The organism is Pyrinomonadaceae bacterium (assembly GCA_036277115.1).
In the GTDB taxonomy this organism is placed as follows: Bacteria; Acidobacteriota; Blastocatellia; order Pyrinomonadales; family Pyrinomonadaceae; genus UBA11740.
In genome coordinates this window covers 1,384,685-1,409,338 of record DASUNM010000023.1, presented here as the reverse complement: position 1 = coordinate 1,409,338, position 24,654 = coordinate 1,384,685, and the positions used below count along the sequence as shown (strand labels likewise).

Genomic DNA, 24,654 nt, shown 5'->3' with positions numbered 1-24,654 from the left:
CGAGATTTGATTGGCAAGGTTAGCACAAAGAAAGCAAGGTTAGAACTCAATTCCCCTTTGCGCGCGAATGCCGGCTTGAAATGGGTGCTTAACCTCAGTCATTTCGGTGACGAGGTCAGCGGCTTCGATCAGTTCCTGCGGCGCGTCGCGGCCGGTAACGACGACGTGCAGAGCCGGTTGAGTTTTGCGGGCGGCGCGAATTTCTTCCAGCACCTCAGCGACCGGTAGCATGTCGTAGCTCAGAACGTAGACCAGCTCATCAAAGACAAGCAGATCGTAGTCGCCACTCTTCAACTTCTCAACGCAGAGGTTCCAGGTCTCGCGCGCGGTCTGGCGATCCTGTTCGGGGTTCTTCGTGTCCCAGGTAAAGCCGTCGCCCATCGTGTGGATTTCAATGCCGAGTTTTTCTGCCGAAACGTGCTCGCCGTAACGATCGCTGCGCGACTTCATGAACTGAATCATGCAGCAGTTCAGGCCTTGCCCAGCGGCGCGCATCATCAAGCCCAGCGCGCACGTTGTCTTCCCTTTGCCGTGCCCGGTGTTAACCATCAGCAGCCCGCGCGTCTGCTCCTGATAGTCAGCGCGACGCCATTTGTATTTTTTTTCTTTGGTGGGCATCTGGTTGGTTGCGCGCCCTCCCTCACGGTCGGGCTACTGCCCTGGTGACCCACCCGCTACCGCAGGTGGTTCTGACTTGATGTCGTTAGTCAGGAGCTTTTGATCCGTTCGCTCGTCTCACAGCATCCTGCAATAGTTGCACGACCTGTCTTTCGATCTCTTCCCAGTTGCCTTTGAGAGTGCAGCCGGCCGCGTTGCGGTGACCGCCGCCACCAAAGAATTCCGCCACTTTCGCGACGTTGACGTCGCCCTTGGAGCGGAGGCTGGTGCGATAGACGCCGGGCGAGCATTCCTTGAACAGAGCGACGGCGTGAACGTCCCCGACGGAGAGCGGATAGTTGACGAAACCGTCAGCGTCTTCTTCGGAAGCTTTCGTTTGCTGCTGCATTTCCGCTGTATGCCGCATCCAGGCGACGCGACCCGTATCGTCGCGCTGGGCCGTGGAAAGGACCTGGCTGAGCAGCTCGATCTTTGGCCATTGATAGTTACCGAAAATCGCCTCAGCAGTTTTGGCCGGTCGCACGCCTGCGCGCACGAGTTCCGAGGCAATCTTGAAAGTGCGTTCAGTCGTGTTCGAGTAGTGAAACGATCCGGTGTCGGTGAGCAGGGCCGTGTAGACGCCTTCTGCGATTTCAACCGTCGGGCGCACCCCGGTAGCTTTGCACAGGTTGTAAATCATCTCGCCGACGGCCGACGCGGTTGAATCGATCCAATTGATCGTGCCGAACAGGACCGTGCTGGTGTGATGGTCGATGTTGACGACAAACTGCTTTTCGAGATCGATCAGACCGGGCCGGTCGATGTCTGAGCATTCAATGACGAACACGCCGTCGTATTCGCGATCGACGGCGGGCGTGACGCGAATCAAATCGGCGCCGGGAAGGTTCTGGTAAGCATGCGGCGCCGGATCGCGCATGATGACCTCGACGTCTTTGTCGAGTGCGCGCAGCAGCCAATAAAGTCCAAGGGAAGATCCGAGACTGTCACCGTCGGGTCGAACGTGGGACGTAATTGCGAACCGGTGCTTATGTTCGATTAACTCAACTACCTGACTTAACATTAACAGCAGGGGCGAAGTTTGAAGGGTTAAGGATGAAGCGTCTGAACCACGTCAACCTTTCATCCTTCATCCTTCAAGTCTTTCCTTCCAATTTCTACCAACAGCGCGTCCACGCGCTCCGCTTTCTCTTCCACAGTGTCGCGTACGAAATGAAGCACGGGAGTATGCCGCAAGTTCAGGGAAAAACCTAGTTGCTTACGCACGTAAGGCGCAGCGTGCTCCAAAGCTTTGAGCGCCTGTTTGTGCTCTTCCTCATCGCCGTGGATGGTGACGTAAACGCTGGCATCGCGAAGGTTGTCCGCCACGCGCACGTCAGTCACAGTCACCATCGTCAAACGCGGATCCTCGAGTTCGTAACCCACAATCTGCGCAATCTCTTCACGCAGCGTGTCTGCAATGCGCTCTGGCCGATGCATGGCTTCGCAGTTTCGAGTTCCGAGTTTCAAGTTCCGAGTTCATTAACTCGAAACCCGGAACTCGAAACCCGAAACTTTCCTACAATTCCGTGGCTGCCACCTTCTCGATCACGTACGCTTCGATCTGGTCGCTGACTTTAATGTCGTTGAAGTTCTCCAGACCGATACCGCATTCGAAGCCTTCGCGGACTTCGGACACGTCTTCCTTGAAGCGGCGCAGTGAACCGATGTTGCCTTCCCACGCCACCACGCTGTCGCGAATCAAACGCGCACGAGCCTTGCGGCTGATGATGCCGTCGATGACCATGCAGCCGGCGACCGCGCCGATTTTCGGCACGCGGAAGACTTCGCGCACGGCGGCCTTGCCGAGAATCTTTTCAGTTTCGATCTTATCGAGCATGCCGATCATCGCGGCCTTAATTTCTTCCTCAACCTTGTAGATGATCGAGTGCAGGCGAATATCGACGCTCTCCTGTTTCGCCAGATCGTTCGCGCGCGATTCCGGCCGCACGTTAAAGCCGATGATCACAACCGCGCTTGAAGACGAGCCCGCCTGCGTGGCTGAAGCCAGCAGTACGTCGGACTCGGTAATCGCGCCCACGCCCGAGCGAATCACCTTTACCTTCACGCTCTCCGTGGACATCTTTTCGAGGGTTGATTTCAAAACTTCGACCGAGCCCTGCACGTCAGCCTTGATGATGACGAGCAGTTCCTTAACTTCAGTTTCGCCCAGCGCTTCGATACCGCGCTTCGTCGATTTGATCAGTGTGCGCTGACGTTCGGCGTACTGGCGGTGATGCGAAATTTGCTGCGCGCGCGAAACATCCGCGACAACCTGGAAACTCTCGCCGGCTTCGGGCACGCCTTGCAGACCGAGCACTTCGACCGGCGTCGCCGGGCCTGCTTCCGCAATGGCTTCGCCACGATCATTGAACATCGCGCGCACCTTGCCGAAGATTTGTCCGATGATGAAGGGATCGCCCAACTTCAGTGTGCCTTGCTGGACTAGCACGGTGGCGACCGAACCACGTCCGCGATCGAGCTTAGCTTCAAGCACCACACCGGAGGCCAAACGCGTCGTGCTGGCACGCAGGTTCAGAATGTCCGCGGTCAAGAGAATCGTTTCGAGCAGCGTCTCCAGGTTTTCGCGTTTCTTCGCCGAAACTTCGACCATTTCGGTCTCGCCGCCCCATGAAACAGCGTTCAGGCTTTGTTGAGACAATTCCTGGCGAACGCGATCCGGATTGGCGTCAGGCCTATCGACCTTGTTGATAGCGACCACGATCGGCACGCCCGCGGCGCGCGAGTGCTCGATTGCTTCGATCGTCTGCGGCATCACGCCGTCGTCAGCCGCGACGACGAGGACCACAACGTCGGTCGCTTTCGCTCCGCGAGCGCGCATCAAGGTGAATGCTTCGTGGCCCGGCGTATCGAGGAACACGACGCGGCGCGTCTCATCCGCGTTGTCAGGACTCTGGACTTCGACGCTGTACGCGCCGATGTGCTGGGTAATACCGCCCGCCTCACCGGCGACAACGTTCGCGGCGCGAATCGCGTCGAGCAGGGAAGTCTTTCCGTGATCGACGTGGCCCATGACCGTGACCACCGGCGCGCGCGGAACTTCCACGTCGTCGGCGTCGGTCGCGATCAGTTCTTCGAACTCTTCCTCCGCGACCATTTCTTCAAACGGCACAAACGAGACTTCGTAACCAAAGCGCTTGCCTAACTCCTCCGCCACGTTGTCATTTAAAGCCTGATTGATCGTGGCGAACACACCGCGCTGCAGTAACAAACCCACGACTTCTTTCGGCTTAATGCCGAGTTTTTCGGCGAACTCTTTCACGGTCGATCCTTCGACCAGACGCACGGGCTTTAGCTCGCCCGGCCCCGAAGGCATTTGCAGACGGCCGGCGATTCGCTCTTCAAGCGTGCGCACTTCCGGCGCAATAAAATCGCGGTCCGTTCTTCCTTTGCCGTCCATGCGCTTGCCACCGCGCACTGAACCGCGGCGCGAACGGCGTCGACCGGCATCCGGTGGAGGAATGTAAGTAGTCTGTGGCGTCGCTGTCTCACCCGGCGTGCCGGTGTACTCGACGCGACGAACTACCCGCTCGCGGGGAGTCGGTGCGGCGGTCGGGGCCGGCGCGGGAGCTCGTTCACCATGTCGAATGCCCTGGCTTAGCGCGGCCGCAGTCGGTCGCAGGACGCGTACTTGTCGTCCCGCAGGCGGCGCCGGTTGCGGTTCAGGTGGCGCAACTTCGGCCGCTTGGGCGGTGGCTTCCGGTTGAACTTCGGGCGCGGCCTCAGGCGGCGGCGCGATCGCTTCAGGTTTTTCCGCGCGCACGGCGGGAGCCAGTTTGCGCAACACGCGCGCGACTTGCGGCTTTACCGGTTCCTCGATCTCTTCGGGCGGAGCCTCTGCGGGTGGTGGCTCTTCGATCTCGACCGGGGCCTCGGCCGGCGGTTCTTCAACCGGCGGTGTCTCCTCAACGGTACGCGCGGCCTTCTTTACAATTTTGATCGCGCGCTTGGCGGTGGCCGCTTGTTTCGGAAAGTATTTCTCGCGGATCTTCTCGGCGAGTTCTTTCGAAATAGAGTTTGAGGGAACACTGACATCGACACCTTCGCGCCGCACCTCTTCGATCAGGCGTTTGGTATCGATCTTCAGCTCTTTGGCGAGATCGTAAAGTCGAGTTTTTGAAGTGCTTACTGACATGCGCTCCTTCTTTGAAAGTGGCCGTTCGCCACCTTCTGAAGCGCACTTCAGAAGACGCTTGCTACCAGCAAGCGTCGGAGGCGAGCAGCCTTGCGCCCTTGCGCAAACTGCGATTAATTGGCCGCATGATTTGACATGGCTTTCAGATTAAACATCTGAGACCTCATTCGAGATCTTGCTTTTTGTCACTCTCGCTCGCGGCATTTTCGTCTGATGACGACGCGAGAGGGGAATCAGTTTCCGCTTTGACCTGCAACTCGGCGGTTGCGGCGTCTTCGGCTTCTTCTCGGGCCAGTTCAGCCTGCTCTTCGCGGATGTTCGCTTCCAAATCCGCGACTGCCGTCGAAGTGATATCGGGAGACGGGGTAATGACGTCAGGCCTGAGATCGCGTCCGGCTTCCTGCAAGAGCAACTCATCTGCTGACATCGGATCCGCTTCCGTCAGCGCCACCGGATCGGCAGAATGCTCGGCGCGAATGTTTTCTTCGGCCTGATAGGGAACGCCTTTTTCGACTGCTTCGTCGTAACCCGCAGCGATCATTTCTTCGTTGGGTTCGACTTCCGCGTCCGGCGCACTTTCATCAAGTTCCGCAGAAACGGCATGTTGCTCTTCGCCGCCTTCTTCGCCCTGTTCAGCCAATTTCTGCTCGCGTAGCGCAACTACAGCGCGCGCAGCTTCGAGCATCTTCTCAGCTTCGTCGAGACTGACGTCGAGAAATTCCACCAGGTCGTCAACCGTAGTATTCGCCAGTCCGTCAATATCCGTAATGCCGTGTTCGGCCAGAGCGTCGGCCTGCTGCGCCGTCACGCCTTCAATCGCCGAAAGCGGGACTGGGGCGCCGGAGGCAATCATGGCCCCCATCGCTTCGTGCACTTCTTTCTTCAGCTCTTCCTCGCTGCGGATGTCGATATTCCAGCCGACCAGTTTCGTCGCCAGGCGCACGTTCTGACCGCGCTTGCCGATGGCCAGGCTGAGCTGATCCTCGTTCACGATCACTTCCATCTGTCGATTTTCGATATCGGTGATGCGGACCTGATTAACTTTGGCAGGTGACAGAGCGTTGGCGGCGAAGACGGAAGGTTCTTCCGACCATTCGATGATGTCGATTTTCTCGCCGCGCAGTTCGCGAATGATGGCCTGCACGCGCGAGCCTTTCATGCCCACGCAGGCGCCGACCGGATCGACGTCACGTTCGTTAGAAACTACGGCAATCTTGGCGCGTTCGCCGGGTTCGCGGACGCAGGACTTGATCACGACGGTGCCGTCGTAAATCTCCGGCACTTCCATTTCAAACAGGCGCTCGAGCAGTTCAGGTGAAGTACGCGAAACTTCGATCTGCGGGCCTTTGGATTCCTTCGAAACATTGGTGATGACGACGCGAATGCGTTCGCCCTGGTTCCACTGTTCGCCGCGCGACTGCTGGGAACGCGGCAGGATGGCTTCCAGGTTTCCCAGATCGACAATCATGTTGCCGCGCTCGAAACGCTTCACGAAGCCGTTCACCAATTCGCCCACGCGATCGATGTACTGGTCGTAAACATTCGTGCGGACCGCGTCGCGGACCTTTTGAAAGAGGATTTGTTTGGCGGTTTGCGCCGCAATGCGGCCGAGGTCTTCCATCGGCATCGGCAGCAAGAGAGCATCGCCGACTTCGACATCGTCACCACCGAGCTCGCGCGCTTCTTCGATCGATAGTTCCGCGGCTGGATTCTCGACGTTCTCGACGACGACTTTCGACGCCGACAATTCAAGACCCGTCTCCGGCGTCCAATCAACCTGGATTTCTTCGCCGGCGCGGAATTGTTTCTTGGCCGCGGCGCGCACGGCTTCCTTCACCGCTTCGATAACTAACTCGCGGTCGATGCCTTGCTCCTGGCAAAGGGCTTCAATGTTTTGCGCGATGGTGGTGCTCATTAAATTAACTATTCTGTTTGATCAAATGCCGGTCAGTTTCTTCACGCTCGCGGGCTTTCCGAAATTCCTCTTCGACGTCGATTTCCAGGTTCGCTTTCGCGATGTTGCCGGTCGGAATGCGTACCCGGCCGCTGGTGTTGTCTTCAAAAATGACTTCGCTGTCGGCGAGTCCGACGATTCTTCCGCGAAAGTTTCGCTGGTTCTTAATCGGCGAGCGACTTTTGATTTTCGCGAGATGTCCCGCAAACCGCTCGTAATCCGCCGGCTTGTACAGCCCGCGCTCGATCCCGGGACTGGAAACTTCCAGGGTGTAGGCCGAGTGGATGAAATCCTCAACGTCCAGCACGGTGCCCAGGTGATGACTCACATCCGAGCAATCGTCGTGCGTGACACCTCCCGGCTTATCAATGAACACTCGGACTATCGGGTGGCCTTCCGGGCCGGCGACTTCCGCGTGAACCAGTTCGACGCCGTGGTCGATGGCGGTCTGCTCAGCAAGTTCGATAACGCGCTCTGCAACCGACCCCTGATCCATTATCTTGTCAGAACCACCTGCGGTAGCGGGTGGTTGATCTCAGTTACCGAGTGATTTCGTTGTCACGATCAACCACGCGCTACCGCAGGTGGTTCTGACTGAATTTCGCCCAAAAGAAAAAGTGGGCGAAAACCCACCGGACAACGACGACGCAGACCCGATAAGAAAGAGGGATTATACGGAAAGGAAGGAGGCGAGGCAAACCCGCAGCACTCCGTCGGGGATGGCTGATCAGTTAGCGAAATAGCGGCACAGCGCCACAACCAGAAAAACGACCGTTATCATCGAAAACAGCAGAGCTCCCACCAAGCTGGACGCTAACGACATCGCGTCTATGTCCGCGCGATCCTGTTTCTTGAGCGGCCATACCCGACCCCAAAACCAACCCAAGGGCGTGGGCGGTCGGAAGCCCAATCGCCGGCGAAGTCGTGGTTTAAAGACCATTAGCCAGCAGTAGGTGGTAAGGCCAGAGAGAATGAGGAATGCGAAAATGTTTTCTGCCATTGAGGGCGATTTTCGCTTGATGCTTACAGAGTCGCGAGCTTCGCCTTCACCGTCTCACTGACCATTTTCCCGTCAGCATTCTTGCCGGCTAATTTCGCCATCGTAGCCTTCATCACCCCGCCCATGTCTTTCATTGACGATGCGCCGGTTTCGGCGATCGCGGCCACGACCGCCTGGTCGATTTCTTCCTGCGAAGCAGACTGGGGCAGATAACCTTCGATCATGGCGATCTCAGCCTGCTCTTTGTCAGCCAAATCCGGCCGGTTGGCCTTCTCGTACTGCTCGACTGAGTCACGGCGTTGCTTGACCTGCGACCGCAAGAGCTTCAGGACGTCTTCGTCGGTCAGTTCACCACCGCCCTCTTTTTCGCGGTTCATGATGGCGGCTTTGACCATGCGCAAAGTCGAAGTGCGTGCCGCATCCTGCGCCTTCATCGCGGCGGTCATGTCGGAAATGATCTGCTGTTTCAGGCTCATAGTTTGTGGCGAAAACTCTAGCGCATCTCCGGTGATTTCGCTAAGATGCGCGCTCATGTCAGGGCTTCTGACACTATCGCTGTTGCGAGGGGATCCAAATGAAACCAATCGCAAAAATTTCCGCCGTCATTTTCACCATCGCTTTATTTGCCTCAACCGTTTCTGTTGCAGCCCAATCGAGGTGCAGGAAGCAGCCGATCAAACCCCTGGTAGAAGCGTTCGCGGAATCATTTTCGAACAAGACGATGGGCACTCTCGATGCCGAACGCCCCTACGTCGGCGGATTCACCATTCGCATCGAGCACTCATTGGCTGACGATGACGACCCGCAGCGATTTGAAGTAAGAAGGTTCTCGTCCTTCGCCCGCGCCGAACAGTGGTTCAAGAGCAGGGAAATAGACGGCCTGCCCGGTCGCTATACACGTCCGGTGGAAAAGTGTGCCCGCGGGGTCTGCTCCTATAATACTGAGGGTGGCATCAATCACCGGTCGCTTTACCTGACAAAGATCACCTACGGCGTTCGCAACGGCTGTCCTTATATCAAAACCGTATACATCCTAGACGGCGATTAGTTATCGGGTTTGAGAGAGCCATGCTTTCCCCCAACACAATTCTCCAAAATCGCTACCGCATAATCCGCGAACTCGGCCACGGCGGCATGGGCACGGTTTATGAAGCCATCGACGAGCGTGTGAACTGTCTGGTGGCGCTGAAGACAACACGCGCCGCCAGCGCGCGTGAGGCTGAACTGCTCGCCAACCTGCTCCATCCGGCCTTACCGAAAGTAACCGACTACTTCAGCGACAACGATGGCTACTTTCTCGTGATGGAGTACATCCCCGGAGATGATCTTGCCAAGCTGCTTGAAATCCGTGGTAGACCATTTTCGGAATCGGAAGTCTTGCAGTGGGCGGACAAGCTGCTGGACGTGCTGCAATACCTGCACGGTAAACAGCTTTTTCATCGCGATATCAAACCTTCAAATCTGAAACTGACGGAGGAGGGGGGATTATTCCTGCTGGATTTTGGATTGGCGAAAGGCGCGGTCGGACAAATGCCGACCCTCACGTCAGACAAAAGTGTTCACGGCTATACGCTCCAATTCGCTTCGCTCGAACAGATTCTTAAGCAGGGTACTGATGCCCGCAGCGATCTCTATTCGCTGGGAGCGACCCTCTATCATCTCATCACGGGCGTTGTGCCGATCGATGCACATACTCGGTCGGCTCTGATAAAGCAAACTGACCCTCTTCCACCAATCCCAAAGATAAACACGGTGGTTTCACCTCAAGTGGCGAGCGTCATTCACCGGGCGATGGCCATTGAACCGGACAAGCGGCCCACGAGTGCGCGCGAAATGCGTGAAGCATTACGAAAAGCAGGCGCCGCGCGACCGCCGGTTCCGCCCATTTCGACGATCCCTGCGCCTCACCCCAAACCTCACTATTGGAATTCGCGGATTTTCACCGATGATCAGGACGGCCGCCCCAACCCGGTCGTTCCGACCCCAATTGACCCCAAGCCCGTAGACCCCGTGGTTATTCCCAATCCGCCCGGTCCATCAATCGCCAAGGTTCTCTTGATAACGTTCGGAGTGATCCTTCTGCTGGTAGGCGCATCGATGGCTGCGGTCGTCCTCAAAACGGGGTGGGTGCCATGGAGCGACAGGAATGTGTACGACGACGGCCAAACAGAGAGCGCGACTAAAACGACCAACGCGAACACTGCACCGGTAGTAGTAACGTCACCCTCGCCTGACCAGCCGACAGTCCAAACTCCATCTGCCGTGAGCACGGTGAGAAATCAATTCGGCATTGAACTGGTTTGGATTCCACCGGGAAGTTTCATGATGGGGTCGAACAACGGTCGCCCGGATGAGCGTCCTGTGCACCGTGTCTCTATCGGGCAGGGATTCTATATGAGCAAATATGAGCTGACCTGGGCCCAGTGGCTGGCTGTTACGGGCAACAGTCCGGGCTCGCCAGATAATTACAAAGGCAACGAAGACAAGCCGATCTTTTGGCTAACATGGCATGAGGCGCAGGAGGTCATAAGCAGGCTTAATTCTCTGAACGATGGCTACCTTTATCGGATGCCGACGGAAGCCGAGTGGGAGTACGCTTGCCGCGCCGGAACGACGAGCGAATATTACGCAAGTAATGTGGACGACATCGCGTGGTACACCAAAAACTCCGGATCCAGCTATCAACGCGTGGGCGGCAAACAGCCAAATGCTTTCGGACTCTACGATATGGCCGGCAATACTCAGGAGTGGTGCGAGGACTGGCATCTCCCCAACTATTCCGGCGCTCCCACGGATGGAAGCGCCTGGATGGCCGGTGATGAAAAAGGGCTGCGCCGGGTTTTGCGCGGCGGTTCATATCACTCTGCTCCGATACACATCCGCTGCGCCTCTCGTAGTTGGGGTTCGCAGAACTACAACCTGGAGACCGGTGTGCGCCTTGTGGCGGTGGCCGTACAGGCGGGTCGTTGATTGAAGTTCTCCAATCGTTCGAATGAACGCTTAATTGGCTTCAGCTTTGATCATACGGGCCAGCAGCTTCGCAGTCCTGGGCCGAATAAATAACCCGGCGCTTACGGGAAGTCCTGAACAACACTACTGGACGGTGAGTGTCTTTTCTTTCGACCCGAATACGGCGACCAAGCGTTGAGTGCGGCGTGAAGAAAGACCTCCCTGCGCATGATTAGGGCGTCGGCAATGGCCGTCTTTACATGAAGACCTGGCATCCTCGCAGGCGATTAGTCGTGACGTTAAACTCTGGTGCGTTTTGTCAGAGTAAGCTAAAGTTTCGCCCAAACTATTCGGCCCGTGCCTCGCGGGTCGACAACACGGCAGTCAGGCTTAGTTAGGCGTGCTAACTCCTAACACAATCCTTCAGAACCGCTACCGGATCGTGCGTGAACTTGGGCACGGCGGCATGGGCACTGTCTATGAGGTGATTGATCAGCGTGTGAACTGTCTGGTGGCGCTGAAACAGACGGACACGACGCGGGACACCCACGCTGGTTCCGCCTTCGAGCGGGAGGCTGCGTTGCTGGCGAACCTGCGACATCCCGCACTGCCCAAGGTGATGGACTACTTCACGGAAGATGATAGCCACTTTCTTGTGATGGAGTTCATTCCCGGTCATGATCTCGCCGAGTTACTGGAGTTGCGCGGGAGCGGATTCCCCGAGACACAGGTTCTGCGCTGGGCGGAAGAGTTGCTGAGCGTGTTGGCGTACCTCCATGACCAACGCCCGCCGATACTGCACCGCGACATCAAACCGGCGAACCTGAAACTCACCAGAAAGGGCGAGATTTTTTTGCTCGACTTTGGATTGGCGAAAGGCTCGGTGGGCCAGATGGCCACGGCGGGAAACAGTCAAAGCGTGCGGGGCTATACGCCGATTTACGCTTCGCTCGAGCAGATTCACGGCGTCGGCACCGATGCTCGCAGCGATATCTATTCGGCGGCGGCAACTCTATATCACCTGCTTACAGGCACGGCCCCGGTTGATGCTCCGGCGCGTTACCACGCGCTCGAAGAAGGACAGGCAGATCCGCTGAAGCCGGTTCGCGATCTCAATCCGGCGGTTTCTGTCCACATCGCGTCGGTGGTCCAAAACGGGTTGGCGCTTAATCGTAAGCATCGACCCGCGAGTGCTGAAGCGATGTGGGCGCTCTTGAGCGCCACTGATTTCGCGCAACCTGAGTCAGTTGAAACGGCTCGGGACGCGCCCCCGTCAGCGTCCGACGCGGCCGAGTCTTCAGAACAATTGGTTGCAGCGTTGCTCCATAGTAGCTCCGCAGCGCGTGTCGCAAGCGGCGCGATAAGTGCGGGCGACGACCTTCCGGCCACGTTAGCTCCGCCCGACGCCGGCGCACGCAAGCCCGCCGCCACGACGGTGCGTGACCGTTCGCTCGATGAAATGACCACGGGAAGAGATGGCGGAGATACAAGTCCACTGCACACGCGCACCCGCAAACGCCTGTTCGGGATCGTCGCGGCCAGTGCGGCCGTTCTTATCGTTATCGGCCTGGTCTTCTGGCTGACGAAGAACAGAGGAGTGCAAACATCAGATTCAATTACTGCGAGTCAAGTCGCCGGTAACCAATCGACAAACAGTATTTCGGGACGTACGGGCATGCCGGCTCCCGAAGGAATGGTCTATGTTCCCAGCGGTGCGTTCACGATGGGCCGCGATGCAGGCGACGACGCGGAACGGCCTCCGCACCCCGTCACCGTTAACCCGTTCTACATCGATGTGAATGAAGTGACGAACGAAGAGTACTTGAAATTTGTGAAGGCGACCGGCCATAAAGCTCCGTCGATTTGGAAGAACGGCTCATTCGCTGCGGGTGATGCGCGTAAACCGGTTATGGGCGTGTCATGGGCCGACGCGAGCGAATATGCGCGATGGGCCGGTAAGCGTTTACCGACCGAAGAAGAATGGGAATTCGCGGCGCGCGGCACCAAAGGCTTCCTGTACCCCTGGGGGAACGACTGGAAGGACGGCGCGGCGAACGCTCACGGCGCGCAGCAAACGGTCGTCGAGGTTGGTTCGTACAAAGGCGCATCACAGTTCGGTACTAATGACATGGTGGGCAACGCCTGGGAGTGGACCGCCACCGACTTTAAAGCTTATCCGGGTCGCGGACTGCCGGGCGTCGCCCCGGCCAGCGATCTAAAGGTGATTCGCGGCGGCTGCTACATATCGACGAAGGATTACGCGACAACTACGTATCGCGCGGGTTGGCCGGCACGGAAAGCGCCGACCTACGATCAGACAGGATTTCGATTGGCGAAAGATTTGACTAGTACTAACGAGGATTAGTTCGTGATGCGAATCGGCAAGCTTCAAATGCGAATTCTCCTGGCGGGCTGCTTACTGCCTACCGCCTTCTGCCTGCTCGCTCTCGGTCAGGGCGGCACGGGCAAATTGCCGCCGATGCGAAAACTCCCGCCGCCGATCCGAAACCCACCGCCGAGGAACCCGCCCCCGCAACGCCCTCCCGATTTGAGAATCTCGGAGCGGCGAGTGCGAGACATAGTAATTCTCGATTTGGCTGGCACGATTAGTTCGCGAGAGGGCGGCGCTGTGTTGCGCAACGCTATTAGTCGAAAGGTCAGGAACGGTGACAAGAAGATTCTTTTGAATCTTGCGAAAGTCAGTTCGATTGACGCGAGCGAGGCCGAACAGATGGTTTCCACGTTGGGGTCAGTTCATAAAGACGGAAGCCAGTTGAAACTGTGTAGCCCCTCAAGCAAAGTGCAAGCGCAATTGGAGCAGGCCTGGAGATCCGAATCAACATCAACGGTTGGAGGAGTTCTTATTTCGTCGATAACGTTCAAGAGCGAGCAAGAGGCCCTCGCCAGCTTTGAGTAGTTGGCTGGCTGCGTCCATCTCTCGCTGGGGACGGCCAATCGGATTCCTGGCGCGGAACTAATCGCCCCGTCAGGGGCGAAATGTTTATAGCCAGGAGGTCCTTAGAGAATTCCAAGCTCCGTCAGGAGCGACATGTTATGTCGCTCCTGACGGAGCTTAATCGTTGTTTGGGAAATGGGGTTCTATAAACATCTCGCTCCTGACGGAGCGATGACCTGAGTGCTGATTACTAAATCGCGTCGCACTGAAGCGCATCAGAGCCGGTGACCATTGCTTACTTCCCATGACCATTCGATTTCGTGAGATGAGCCTTCAAATATCTACCGGTATGCGAACCCTTCGCCTTCATGATCTGTTCCGGCGTTCCCGTGGCCACGACGTGACCACCCGCTTCGCCACCTTCCGGTCCCAAATCAATGATGTAGTCAGCCGTCTTGATCACGTCGAGATTGTGTTCGATGACGAGCAGCGAGCCGCCGGCTTCGATTAGCGCTCGAAACGCTGTCAACAGTTTGTTGATGTCGTCGAAGTGAAGACCGGTGGTCGGTTCATCAAAGATATAAAGCGCCCGCGCGCCGGCGCGTTTCGAAAGATGCGCCGCGAGTTTCACGCGCTGAGCCTCACCGCCGGACAAAGTGGTCGCTGATTGACCGAGTCGCAAATAACCCAGGCCTACCTCATCAAGCACACGCAGGCGGTTCGTAATCTTCGTGACGTCGCGGAAAAAAGCAATCGCTTCGCGGACAGTCAGATTCAGCACTTCGTGAATGTTCTTGCCGCGATAGCGCACATCGAGAACCTGCTGCTTGAAGCGCGTGCCTTTGCATTCTTCGCAGACGAGTTCAACGTCGGCGAGGAACTGCATCTCGACGGTGACAGTGCCGTCGCCCTGACAAACTTCGCAACGGCCGCCGGGAACGTTGAACGAGAAGTGCGACGGCTCAAGCCCGCGCGCTTGCGCCTCGCGGGTGTTCGCGAATGTCTCGCGGATCGCGTCATAGACCTTAATGTAAGTGACCGGATTCGAACGCGGCGTGCGGCCAATCGGAGATTGATCTACGAGAATCACTTCCTCGATGTATTGCCCGCCCTCAAGCTTGTGAAATGCGCCGACGTGGCCCTGCCAATCGCCGCGCTGCTTTTTCAGCCCGGCATAGATGCAATCGTGCACGAGGGTCGATTTGCCCGACCCGCTGACGCCGGTGATGCACACCAGCATGTCGAGGGGAATGTCGACCTTGATGTTCTTCAGATTGTGTTCGCTTGCGCCGCGAACATTCAGTTGCTTTACTTTAAGCGGCCGCCGGTGTTTGGGTTCTTTGATTTCCGCATCGCCGCGAAGATAACGCGCCGTCAGCGACTGCGGACTTTCCATCAGACCGGCGAAATCCCCTTCGTAGATCAAGTGCCCGCCCAGTTCTCCCGCCGCCGGACCAATATCGAGCAGGTGATCGGCTGAGCGCATCATCTCTTCGTCGTGCTCCACCACCAGCACGGTGTTGCCGATATCGCGCAGATTGTGAAGCAGCCGAATCAGACGATCGTTGTCGCGCGGATGCAGACCGATCGACGGCTCGTCGAGTACATACAACGCGCCGACGAGAGACGAGCCCAAATTCGTCGCCAATTGGATTCGCTGCGCTTCGCCGCCCGACAATGTTGAAGCGAGTCGATTCAGCGTCAGGTAATCCAAACCGACATCGACCAGAAACTTGAGCCGCCGGCGAATCTCAAACAAAACACGATCGGATACGGCCGACTGTTCATCTGGAAGTTCGAGTGCTTCAAAGAATGCCGACGCATCTTTGATCGAAAGCGTGCAAACCTCGGGCAAAGTCCGTGCTCCGACACGCACGTCACGCGCTTCCTGCCGCAGCCGTCCGCCTTCACAATCCGGGCAAACCGTATAACCACGATACTTCGAAAGAAAGACGCGCACGTGCAGCTTATATTTCTTCGTTTCCAGCCAATCAAAAAATCCGCGCACGCCTTCCCAGTCGCCTTTGCCGTTGATGATGGCGTTCCGTTGTGGGCGAGTTAGTTGATTAAACGCGACGTTCGTCGGAATGCGTTCCGACTTACAGAAGTGACGCAGCTCTTTCGTAAACCATTCGTATTGAGGCTTCGTCCACGGCTCAATCGCGCCTTCGGCGAGCGTGAGGCCGGGATTGGGAATCACGAGATCGAGATCGAGGCCGATCGTATTGCCAAAGCCCTGGCACGTAGGGCACGCGCCAAACGGATTGTTAAAGCTGAACAACCGCGGCTCAGGAGTCGGGTAGGCGATACGATCGTATTTGCATTCGAAACCTTCCGAGAAGCGAAGCCGGGTAGCGGTACGTGTGCCTCCGGCACGCTTATCAGAGAGCACGCCGGAGGCGTGCGTACCTGCCTGCGTACCTTCTGCCAACTCAATCATTGCCTGGCCATGACCCTCGCGAAAGCAAGTCTCCAGCGAATCAACCAGCCGCTGGCGAACGTCCTCGCGCGCCGCCAGTCGATCCACCAGCACGTAAACATTCTCGAAGTGATCGAGTTTGTAATCATCCGGTGACGCTAAGTCGATCTGCTTACCTTCATGCATCAGGCGCGTGAAGCCGCGCTGCATCAGACTCATCACGTGCGCTGTGACCATCTGACGAGTGAGTTTTGGCTTCGAACCGTTCGTTCCTCGTTTTACCGTGGGAGGTTTCGCGCCATTGCCGTTCAGCTCAACGGACAATCCCGCGTCCGCCGGAAACAAAACGTGGAACCGTGAGCCTTCCGTCAGTTGCGCGAGTGTTTCGCCGGCTGCTGATTCGGGCGAGTCGCGATGGACTTCGCGTCCGCACACGCGGCAAATTGTCGTCCCAACACGCGCGAACAAAAGTCGCAGGTAGTCGTAAATCTCAGTCTGCGTCCCTACCGTCGAACGTGGATTCCGCGTTGAGTTCTTTTGCCGAATAGCGATGGCCGGCGCAATGCCGCGGACTTCATCCACGTCCGGCTTGTCCATCCGCTCGAGAAACTGGCGCGCATAAGCCGAGAGCGACTCCACATAACGGCGTTGCCCCTCGGCGTAAATCGTGTCGAACGCCAGGGAGGATTTGCCTGACCCGCTGACGCCCGTGACTACCGTCAGCTGGTTAATCGGGATCGAAAACGAGATGTTTTTAAGGTTGTTTACGCGGGCGCCGCGAACTTCAATGGCTTCGTGGGTCATGGTTCGAAAAACATACGCGGGGCTCACGGTCGGGAATCTGAGCGCATCCGCAAACCACCCATCTTAGCCCGAATTGTGGGCGAGCGCGAATCGCAAAACACGCGGCCGTGGGCAACAACTCCAGATGCTTAGACATCTGAGAGAATTGCGGAAGTAAGACACTGCGGCGGTATAATCTGGCCGTTTTGTGACCCATTCATCAACTGGAATAATTCGATATGAGCCGAACCCTTAACGTCTGGAAGTTAATTTCATTAGGCGCGTTTCTGATTTTCTTGGCGTCCCCACTCGCGAGTGCCCAGCAGTCCTCGGCTGCGCCAAAGACCGAAACGGCCGCGATTTCGCCTTCGCTCACGCAAGCCCAGATCGATAACATCATCGCCAAGTTCACGGCGAAGGAAAGTGAGTTCCGGCGCGCCCTGAACAGTTACGCTTTCAAGCGCGATGCGCTGGTCCAGGTGATCGGGATGGGCGGGCAGGTGTCTGGCGAGTACCGGCGTGTGTCAGATTTCACGTTCGATGATCAGGGCAACCGCTACGAGAAGATTAACTTTTTCCCGATGCCCACCTTCCCCGGCGTTACGAATGAGGATTTAGAAGACCTGGGCGGCGTTAACCCGTTTGCGCTCGAGGGCGCGAGAATTGGTTTGTACAACCTTAAGTATGTTGGTAAGGAGCGCATTGACGAACTCGATCTCTACGTGTTTGACGTCGCGCCGAAGGTGACGCCTGATCCAAAGAAAACGAAGGAGAGATTCTTCATCGGTCGTATTTGGGTGGACGATCAGGATCTGCAGATCGTGAAATCAAAAGGGAAGGCGATTCCCGAGACAAAGATTAACAAGTTTCCCGTCGTCGAGACTTTTCGCGAACAGATTGACGGAAGATATTGGTTTCCCACCTACGCCTACGCCGACGACGATCTGATTTTCGACGACGGCCAAAGCATGCGCATTCGCATGCAGGTTAAATATACGGACTACAAGGTTGGCCGCGGTCAGGTAACGATTACCGAACTGGAAGAGGTAAAGCCGGAGACTCCGGAGAACCAAAAAACCGACAATCGAGCGCGACCCGTCGGCCCCGTCGAATCCGGCGAGCTCAACGACAAAGCGGTCGATTTACCAAAGCCGATTTATCCCGGCGAAGCGCGCAAGGCCAAAGTTACAGGTCAGGTCAAGGTGCGGGTGATTGTGGCTGAGACAGGCAAAGTACTGTCGGCCGACATCGTGTCCGGACCAAAGCAACTTTGGCTGGCGGCGATTGAAGCCGCGCGGCAGGCTCGTTTCAATCCGACTTTAATAGGCGGTTCGGCAGTGAAGATCACCGGAATCCTGACTTACAATTTTGTTGAAGAGTGAGGTCCGTTTCAGAAGCCCGCGCGTGAGCAATCGCGACGCGTCGGGACCTCCCTGACGGTCCGCTTCTGACACTAAGCTCTTCGCTGCGACAGCTTGTCAATCCCCATCTCTTTCATGATCATGTCCTGAACCTGGTGCACGAGCGTGTCGAGATCTTTGTCGCTTTTGACCCCTGACGTTTCGACCGGCGGCAGGAAAACCATTTCGATGGTGCCGGGCCAGGCTTCACCCGTTCCTTTGCCCATCAAGTTGTCCGCATTCTTTAGCGCGATTGGCGCGATAGGTACGCCGGCCTGCGCGGCCATGTGAAAAGCGCCTTTCTTGAACGGCAGCATCTCGCCGGGTTTAGCGCGCGTGCCCTCGGGACAAACACCGAATGAAATTCCGGAGCGCAGACGTTCAGTTGCTACCTTCAGGCTCTCGACTGCGCGCTCGCGGTTCGATCGATCAATCGCCACCACGTTAACAAAGCCCATCCCGTAACCAAGGATCGGCGCGTTGAGCAATTCCTTTTTCGCGACCATTCCCATGCGCCGTCCGGTCCAGGCGAACAGCGGCGCCGCGTCGAGATAGGACTGGTGGTTGGCGACAAAGACGTAGGTCTGATTCGGATCGAGGTTGTCGCGGCCGGCGACTTGCACCTTAACGCTGCTCAAGCGCAGCCACGTGCGCGCGCCCCAGTTGGCCCACCAGTAAATCCAATCCTGTCGCTTTAGCGGAATACTGATTATCAACACCGGCGGGGCGACGAAGAGTAGTAGCGCGCCGGCGACAAACCACGACCACGCGAATCGCAGTCTGCCCATGATTCGTGGACCGCGGGTTGTGCTAGACTTCGCCGCGTTCTGCGAGATGGATTCTTCCGAGGAAACACGCGAATGCGTCGTTACCATAAAGGCTATCAACCCAAGTCAATGAATGCATTCAACGAGACGGAAAGCCGCGCGAGCGGCGAAATGTTTCTAGAAGTACCGCTGACCTCTTTGAGTTCCGCGATTGAGTCGAGGCGCGGCGCGTCTCGACTCAATCGCACGAAGATTGTTGGCGTACGGTTCTATAAACATCTCGCGCCTGCGGCGCTGGCCGTTCTGATTGCGCTCGCATCGATCCTAACCAACGACATTCAGGCCCAGCGCAAGAGCCCGGCGAGTGCAGTACCTTCGCCTCGTTCCATTCTCGGTTTCAATCCCGGCGACGACCGCACCATCGCCGACTGGAAACAGATCAGCGACTACTTCGCGCGGCTCGACCGCGCCAGCGACCGCGTTCAGCTACAGACCATCGGAAAATCGACCCTGGGTCGCACAATGTTCGTCGCCTTCATCAGCGCGCCTGAGAATATCCGCAATCTGGAAAAGTACAAAACAATTCAGGCTAAACTTGCCGATCCGCGCAAGGTCGCCGGTCCGGCAGAACGCGACCAGCTGGTTATCGAAGGCAAGACGATCGTCGTTATTTCCGGTTCGATTCATTCGACTGAAATTGTCGCCTCGCAGATGTCGATGCAGCTTGCTTACGAGCTGGCCAGCGCCGGCGACGCGGACACTCTTTCGATTCTGCGAAACACGATCTTGATCCTGATCCCGTCGCCAAATCCGGACGGCATCGACATCGTTGCGAACTGGTATCGAAAAACGCTCGGCACGCCTCAGGAGGGAACCGTGCCGCCGGAGCTTTATCACCACTACGCCGGACACGACGACAATCGCGACTGGTTCATGATCAATCTGAAAGAGACGAAGGCCGTGACGCGACTGCTGTGGAAAGAATGGTTTCCGCAGATTGTCTACGACGTGCATCAGCAGGGCTCGAACGGCTCACGTTTCTTTGTGCCGCCGTTTTACGACCCGCCAAATCCACACATTTCGCCGCTGCTGCTCAGGCAGGTCGGGCTGATCGGACACAAGATGGCGGCTGATGTTACCGGGGCGGGCTTCAAAGGAATTCTGACGAACGCGCTTTATGACACGTGGTGGCACGGCGGATTTCGTACGGCACCTTACTATCACAACTCAATTGGCATTCTGACTGAAGCGGCTAGCGCGCGCTTAATGTCACCGTCAAACGTGACCCGCGAACAACTGGCTCGCTCAAGCTCGCGCGGGATGCGCAGCGCCCTCGAAGTCTCAACCAATTTTCCGAATCCCTGGCCCGGCGGCACGTGGCGGCCACGCGACATCATGCAGATCGAGATGATCGCGTCGCGTTCGGTTCTGTCACTGGCGTCGAACTATCGCGCCGGATACCTCCGAAATTTTTATGAGTTAGGAAAAGAGAATCTGGCGCGCCCAGCATCCGGCGAACCTCTCGCGTACATCATTTGGCCCGGCCAGGGACGAGACGAAAACACAGCCAAGCTCGTGGGCGCGCTGGTCGAGCAGGGGGTGGAAGTTTTTCGGCTTGAGAAGGAGCTGTACGGACTTCACGGCGAGCACGCGATCAAGCGACTCGAGCCGGTTACGATCGGCCGGACGACGGTGACGCCCTTAGGCGTAACAGTTGTCTCAGATCAAACGATTCACGAAATGCCGGCCGGCAGTTATTTGGTCTTTCTCGATCAGCCCTACCGGCGCAACGTGCTCGCATTGTTTGAGCCGCAGGTGTATCCGGATCGAATCACACCAACCGGTGAAGCCGAGCGGCCATATGACGTTGCCGGTTGGACGTTGCCGATGATGATGGGCTTGCGAGCGAGCGCGGTGCTGGCAATCCGCGAACCGCCCAGCGAACTCCGCTTGACCCTGATCAAATCTGAAAACGACGTCCGTCGTGACCTTGCGTTGCCGCTTTGGACCAGCGAAAAATCTCCGATTACCAATCCCGTCAAATCGGGAATTCGAATCGGCATCTATAAAAACTCACGCGCCGGAAACATGGACGAAGGTTGGACCCGTTACGTCTTCGACACGTTCAATGTGCCGTTTCAGTCGTTGAGCGAAACCGCTTTCAACACTGAGAATCCACGAGCCAAATTCGACGCGATCGTTCTGCCCTCAGAGCCGCGTCCAACCGCTGATATGGATGCCGAGGCCGTCTCTGCGCGAGGCATCAGCGACGCCGGCTACAGGAATCTTGCGCGCTTCGTCGAAGACGGCGGCACGTTGATTTGCTTTGACGGATCGTGCGGACAGTTAATTCGCCGTTGGAATCTTCCATTGAAAAACGTGCTTGAAGGCTTGAGGTCATCAGAATTCTACTGTCCAGGTTCGATTCTTCGCCTGAACGTGGACATCAGGTATTCGATTGCCCGCACAATGTTGGAAGACACCGACGCGTACTTCGTCAACAGTTCGGCGTTTGAAGCGACAGACCGCGACCGCGTAGAAGTCGTCGCGCGCTACGCGAAAGAGAATATTCTGCGTTCAGGCTGGCTCCTGGGTGAAGACAAGATCAAAGACAAGATTGCCCTCGCCGAAGTCCGGACGGGTAAAGGTCGCGTCGTCCTCTTCGCGTTTAGGCCACAGCACCGGGGCCAAACGTGGGGCACGTTTCCGTTCATCTGGAACGCCCTCAACTCCAGCGGAAACTAATGTTTGACTGAGCCTTGCCGCCCGCCCATCACGGTGCTATTGTGACCGGGTCAGGCCTGAATCTCTCCTCTTTTTCTCTTCCTGAAACTGACATATTACGCGGAGCGCTGACCAACGTGCGCGCCCGTAGTTCGCATCAAAGCAGCCGGAAGTACTGAAGCGGGTCTCTCTAAGCCCAACCGCAACAAAAACCTCCGACTTAACGTCTCTCGGGCAGGAGTTGTTGTTATGAATAAAATCCGCGTTCTTGCAGTGTTGTGCTTGACCCTGGCCGTACTGATGCCGCCGGTGTTCGGACAAGGTCGTCCGCGCCGGGTCGGTTCTGCCCCCTCTACCCAACCACCCGCGCGCACCACGCCATCCGCGCCGCAACCGACTGGGCCGCGTCCGGGGAGTAACCCAAGTGACCGGGTCAATCAGGTCGGTCGCCCGCCGGCGCCGCCAGTGTTGCGTGGGGCTAATCGAGATCCAAACGAAGCACAACCAACGGCGACTCCCGCGAAGAGCAACGAGCCGGAAGAGTTCGGAGAAGGCGACATCCTCCGGGTCGATACAACTCTGGTTAGCATTCCCGTCAGCGTGATGGATCGAAACGGCAAGTTCATTCCGAACCTTCGTCAGGAAGATTTTCATATTTGGGAGAACGGTGTAGAGCAACGGGTTGCATACTTCGCTTCGGTTGATAAGCCTTTCACCGTCGCGCTGGTCATCGACACCAGCGGATCAACCAAGAGTCGCATAATGGAAATTCAGGATGCGGCCACGACCTTTGTTAATCAGCTCCGGCCGGATGACCGCGTCATGGTCGTCTCTTTCAGCGACCGGATTCGTGTGCTTTCGCAACCGACGAATGATCGCGTGGCGCTGCGCGACGCGATTCATATGACTCAACCTGGTTCAGGCACGCGGCTGTATGATGCGGTGGACCTGATCATCAACGAGCACTTCAATCGCATTGAAGGTCGCAAAGCAATCGTGCTGTTCACGGATGGCGTGGACACGACCAGCAAGCGCGCAAGTTACGAAAGCACCGTGCGTGATTCAGAGGAACTGGACGCGCTGATCTATCCCGTCAAGTTCGACACGTACGCCGACATGGCGGGCGGCGGTGGTGGCTGGCCCGGTGGTGGTGGGAGCCAAAAGGGCAAGGGCGGAATTCTTGATGACCTCATCAGTATCATCGTCAGCGGCGGCATAACGATTAACAGCGGCGGCGGCGGCGGTGGTGGTGGCGGTACCGGGACTTCGCGTGCGGAATACGAACGCGGCGATCAGTACCTGCGCGATCTGGCGCGGGTCAGTGGCGCGCGGATGTACGACGCCGAAATGCAGAATTTGGATTTCGCATTTCGTTCAGTCGCCGAAGAACTGCGGCGGCAATACAGCCTTGGCTATTATCCGAAGAATAAGCCGGTGGCCGGTGAGCGCCGTGGCATTCGGGTGCGCGTGACGCGGCCTGAGTTGGTGGTGAGAACGCGTGACAGTTACGTGTTCCAGCCGAACGCAAATTCAGCGCAAACGAATCAACCGCAGGCTCGACCGCCCGTGTTGCGGAAGTAATTGTGGGGAGCCGTTGGGTGGCGGGGGCAAGTCCTCAACGGCCGTCTTATGCCACTGTGCCATCCTCAATCGAGGCATTCTTGGGCACGATGATGATCCGATCGCGGATATAGTAACTGCCGTCCGGCGCGTCGAAGTTTTCCACTCCAGCCTCATTCAGCAGCTTCACATTTGAGCCGATGCGGGCGTTCTTGTCGATGATTGCGCGACGGATGATCGTGTTCTCTCCCACGCCGATTCGCGGCCGGCGCGCCTCGCGATCCCCCAGCATGTCTTCGATCGTCTGATAGTAGTCGGCGCCCATCACGTAGGCCGCGTCGAGATGCGCGCCTTCGCCGATCCGCGCGCGCAGACCGATTATCGAGCGATTAATCTTCGCGCCGTTGACGATGCAGCCATCGCTGATGATCGAATCGCGGATCTCACAGTTGTCGATCTTCGAGGGGGGTAGATACCGCGAGCGAGTCAGCAAAGGCGCTTCGGCATCGAACAGGTTGAAAGGTGGAATGGCCGAAGTCATATCGAGATTCGCCTTGTAGAACGCGCCAATCGTCCCGATGTCTTCCCAGTAGCCATTGAACAGGTAGCCCTGCACGTTGTGCCGCTGAATGCTCGCAGGAATGATTTCTTTGCCGAAATCCAGACGCGAAGAGTCTTCGGCCAGCACCTGCTCAATCACGTCGTATTTGAAAACGTAGATGCCCATCGACGCGAGATAAGGCCGGGCGCGTGCTTCGTCTGCCGACAGGCCCAGCGAAGTTGTATCGACGCGCATCGCTTCCAAAGCTTCACCTTTCGGCTTCTCGCTGAATTCGATGATGCGGCCTTCCGGGTCAGTTTTTAGTAAACCAAATTCGCTGGCTGAGTCGGGCACAATGGGAATTACTGAGATCGTGATGTCGGCGTTCGTTTCGAAATGCCGGGCGAGAAACTTGCGATAGTCCATCCGGTACAGGTGATCCCCGGAAAGAATCAGCAGCGTGTCGATTTGCCAGTCGCGGATGTGCGGCAGCACCTGTCGCACCGCGTCGGCCGTCCCCTGAAACCAGTCCGGCCGTTCCGGCGTCTGTTCAGCCGCGAGTATCTCAACGAAGCCGTCGGCGAAGGCCGAGAACCGATACGTCGTCGCAATGTGGCGATTGAGCGAAGCGGAGTTGTACTGGGTCAGCACGAACATCCGAATCACATCAGAGTTGATGCAATTCGAAATCGGCACATCGACCAGCCGGTATTTTCCACCGAGCGGCACCGCCGGTTTCGAACGGTCTCGCGTCAGCGGAAACAGACGACTACCGGCGCCACCCCCCAGAATGACCGCCAAAAGATTCCGTTTTGAAGGCATAAAGTGAGGCGAGGATATAGGGAAAGCCC

The 24,654-nt window shown here is 57.2% G+C and carries 17 protein-coding genes; 7 read left to right on the top strand and 10 right to left on the bottom strand.

All coding sequences use genetic code 11. The annotated features are described in order from the left end of the window. Positions 1-39 precede the first annotated feature (39 nt). The 7 genes from cobO to VFX97_12760 form a co-directional block, all read right to left on the bottom strand. Entirely contained in the window at positions 40-618 is a 579-nt protein-coding gene (gene cobO / locus VFX97_12790) for a cob(I)yrinic acid a,c-diamide adenosyltransferase (GenBank protein ID HEX5704072.1), read from the bottom strand. Between the two features lie 85 nt (positions 619-703). Next, entirely contained in the window at positions 704-1,678 is a 975-nt protein-coding gene (locus tag VFX97_12785; GenBank protein HEX5704071.1) for a bifunctional oligoribonuclease/PAP phosphatase NrnA, read from the bottom strand. Positions 1,679-1,737: 59 nt separating this feature from the next. Next, positions 1,738-2,094: a 30S ribosome-binding factor RbfA gene (gene rbfA / locus VFX97_12780; GenBank protein HEX5704070.1), complete on the bottom strand. Its 357-nt coding sequence runs from the start codon at positions 2,092-2,094 to the stop codon at positions 1,738-1,740. Between the two features lie 79 nt (positions 2,095-2,173). Next, positions 2,174-4,810: a translation initiation factor IF-2 gene (infB, locus tag VFX97_12775; protein ID HEX5704069.1), complete on the bottom strand. Its 2,637-nt coding sequence runs from the start codon at positions 4,808-4,810 to the stop codon at positions 2,174-2,176. 163 nt (positions 4,811-4,973) lie between these two features. Then, positions 4,974-6,725, bottom strand: coding sequence for a transcription termination factor NusA (nusA, locus tag VFX97_12770; protein ID HEX5704068.1), 1,752 nt, complete (start codon positions 6,723-6,725; stop codon positions 4,974-4,976). Between the two features lie 4 nt (positions 6,726-6,729). Then, a complete protein-coding gene (gene rimP / locus VFX97_12765; GenBank protein ID HEX5704067.1) occupies positions 6,730-7,260 on the bottom strand; it encodes a ribosome maturation factor RimP in 531 nt (176 codons plus the stop codon). 527 nt (positions 7,261-7,787) lie between these two features. Further along, positions 7,788-8,297 (bottom strand): GatB/YqeY domain-containing protein, encoded by a 510-nt coding sequence (locus tag VFX97_12760; GenBank protein ID HEX5704066.1) that lies wholly within the window; start codon positions 8,295-8,297, stop codon positions 7,788-7,790. Between the two features lie 41 nt (positions 8,298-8,338). Between VFX97_12760 and VFX97_12755 the strand changes: the two genes are divergently transcribed. From VFX97_12755 to VFX97_12740, 4 genes are all read left to right on the top strand, one after another. Continuing rightward, on the top strand, positions 8,339-8,812 hold the full coding sequence (locus tag VFX97_12755; GenBank protein ID HEX5704065.1) for a hypothetical protein: 474 nt from the start codon (positions 8,339-8,341) through the stop codon (positions 8,810-8,812). 20 nt (positions 8,813-8,832) lie between these two features. Then, positions 8,833-10,734, top strand: a complete 1,902-nt coding sequence (locus VFX97_12750; protein ID HEX5704064.1) for an SUMF1/EgtB/PvdO family nonheme iron enzyme — start codon at positions 8,833-8,835, stop codon at positions 10,732-10,734. A gap of 379 nt (positions 10,735-11,113) precedes the next feature. Next, positions 11,114-13,078 (top strand): bifunctional serine/threonine-protein kinase/formylglycine-generating enzyme family protein, encoded by a 1,965-nt coding sequence (locus tag VFX97_12745; protein ID HEX5704063.1) that lies wholly within the window; start codon positions 11,114-11,116, stop codon positions 13,076-13,078. Positions 13,079-13,282: 204 nt separating this feature from the next. Continuing rightward, positions 13,283-13,630: an STAS domain-containing protein gene (locus tag VFX97_12740; GenBank protein ID HEX5704062.1), complete on the top strand. Its 348-nt coding sequence runs from the start codon at positions 13,283-13,285 to the stop codon at positions 13,628-13,630. Positions 13,631-13,904: 274 nt separating this feature from the next. Here VFX97_12740 and uvrA read toward each other — a convergent pair whose 3' ends face one another. Then, positions 13,905-16,832 carry an excinuclease ABC subunit UvrA gene (gene uvrA / locus VFX97_12735; GenBank protein ID HEX5704061.1) on the bottom strand — a complete coding sequence of 976 codons (2,928 nt, stop codon included), beginning with the start codon at positions 16,830-16,832 and terminating at the stop codon, positions 13,905-13,907. 218 nt (positions 16,833-17,050) lie between these two features. Here uvrA and VFX97_12730 point away from each other — a divergent pair, with 218 nt between their 5' ends. Then, positions 17,051-18,193, top strand: coding sequence for a TonB family protein (locus tag VFX97_12730; protein HEX5704060.1), 1,143 nt, complete (start codon positions 17,051-17,053; stop codon positions 18,191-18,193). Between the two features lie 71 nt (positions 18,194-18,264). Here VFX97_12730 and VFX97_12725 read toward each other — a convergent pair whose 3' ends face one another. Then, positions 18,265-18,999 carry a lysophospholipid acyltransferase family protein gene (locus VFX97_12725; protein HEX5704059.1) on the bottom strand — a complete coding sequence of 245 codons (735 nt, stop codon included), beginning with the start codon at positions 18,997-18,999 and terminating at the stop codon, positions 18,265-18,267. A gap of 72 nt (positions 19,000-19,071) precedes the next feature. Here VFX97_12725 and VFX97_12720 point away from each other — a divergent pair, with 72 nt between their 5' ends. Both VFX97_12720 and VFX97_12715 read left to right on the top strand, forming a co-directional pair. Further along, positions 19,072-21,723 (top strand): M14 family metallopeptidase, encoded by a 2,652-nt coding sequence (locus VFX97_12720; protein HEX5704058.1) that lies wholly within the window; start codon positions 19,072-19,074, stop codon positions 21,721-21,723. Between the two features lie 228 nt (positions 21,724-21,951). Next, positions 21,952-23,283 (top strand): VWA domain-containing protein, encoded by a 1,332-nt coding sequence (locus VFX97_12715; protein ID HEX5704057.1) that lies wholly within the window; start codon positions 21,952-21,954, stop codon positions 23,281-23,283. Between the two features lie 46 nt (positions 23,284-23,329). On the opposite strand, the gene VFX97_12710 is transcribed toward VFX97_12715, so the two are convergent. Next, positions 23,330-24,625 (bottom strand): glucose-1-phosphate adenylyltransferase, encoded by a 1,296-nt coding sequence (locus tag VFX97_12710; protein ID HEX5704056.1) that lies wholly within the window; start codon positions 24,623-24,625, stop codon positions 23,330-23,332. Positions 24,626-24,654 lie beyond the last annotated feature (29 nt).